Origin of the sequence: Hydrogenophaga borbori (genome assembly GCF_003417535.1) — a bacterium.
In the GTDB taxonomy this organism is placed as follows: Bacteria; Pseudomonadota; Gammaproteobacteria; order Burkholderiales; family Burkholderiaceae_C; genus Hydrogenophaga; species Hydrogenophaga borbori.
This window is the reverse complement of sequence record NZ_QVLS01000037.1, coordinates 1-1,022: the sequence shown is the minus strand read 5'-3', so window position 1 is coordinate 1,022 and position 1,022 is coordinate 1. Positions and strand designations below refer to the sequence as shown.

At 65.6% G+C, this 1,022-nt stretch carries 1 protein-coding gene; it reads left to right on the top strand.

The genetic code is table 11. The features are described from left to right. Window positions 1–3 precede the first annotated feature (3 nt). On the top strand, window positions 4–1,020 hold the full coding sequence (gene ilvC, locus DY262_RS21505; RefSeq protein WP_116961076.1) for a ketol-acid reductoisomerase: 1,017 nt from the start codon (window positions 4–6) through the stop codon (window positions 1,018–1,020). Window positions 1,021–1,022: the final 2 nt, after the last annotated feature.

The following is a 1,022-nucleotide window of genomic DNA, read 5'->3' as shown; positions in this document are numbered from 1 at the left end:
ACCATGAAAGTTTTCTACGACAAGGACTGCGATCTGTCCCTCATCAAGGGCAAGACGGTCGCGATCATCGGCTACGGCAGCCAGGGCCACGCGCACGCGCAGAACCTCAACGACAGCGGGGTGAAGGTGGTGGTGGGCCTGCGCAAGGGAGGCGCGAGCTGGGACAAGGTGGGCAAGGCGGGGCTGAAGGTGCTGGAGGTCAACGAGGCGGTGAAGTCCGCCGACGTGGTGATGATCCTGCTGCCCGACGAGCAGATCGCCGAGGTCTACCGCAACAACGTGGAGCCGAACATCAAGCAGGGCGGCTCGCTGGCCTTCGCGCACGGCTTCAACGTGCACTACAACCAGGTGGTGCCGCGCGCCGACCTGGACGTGTGGATGGTGGCGCCCAAGGCGCCGGGCCACACGGTGCGCAGCACCTACGCGCAGGGCGGCGGCGTGCCGCACCTGGTGGCGGTGCACCAGGACAAGAGCGGCAAGGCGCGCGACCTGGCGCTGAGCTACGCCATGGCCAACGGTGGCGGCAAGGCCGGCATCATCGAGACCAACTTCAAGGAAGAGACCGAGACGGACCTGTTCGGCGAGCAGGCGGTGCTGTGCGGCGGCGCGGTCGAGCTGATCAAGATGGGCTACGAGACGCTGGTGGAAGCCGGCTACGCGCCCGAGATGGCCTACTTCGAGTGCCTGCACGAGCTGAAGCTGATCGTGGACCTGATCTATGAGGGCGGCATCGCCAACATGAACTACTCGATCTCCAACAACGCGGAGTACGGTGAGTACGTGACGGGCCCGGAGGTGATCAACGAGCAGTCGCGCGCGGCCATGCGCAACGCGCTCAAGCGCATCCAGAACGGCGACTACGCCAAGATGTTCATCCTGGAAGGGCGCACGGGCTACCCCAGCATGACGGCGCGCCGGCGCAACACGGCCGAGCACAGCATCGAGGTGGTGGGTGCCCAGCTGCGCGCCATGATGCCCTGGATCGCCAAGAACAAGCTGGTCGACCAGAGCCGCAACTGATC

Coding starts and splice junctions, on each gene's coding strand:
- ilvC (WP_116961076.1), top strand. CDS start 4: ATGAAAGTTTTCTACGACAAGGACTGCGATCTGTCCCTCATCAAGGGC.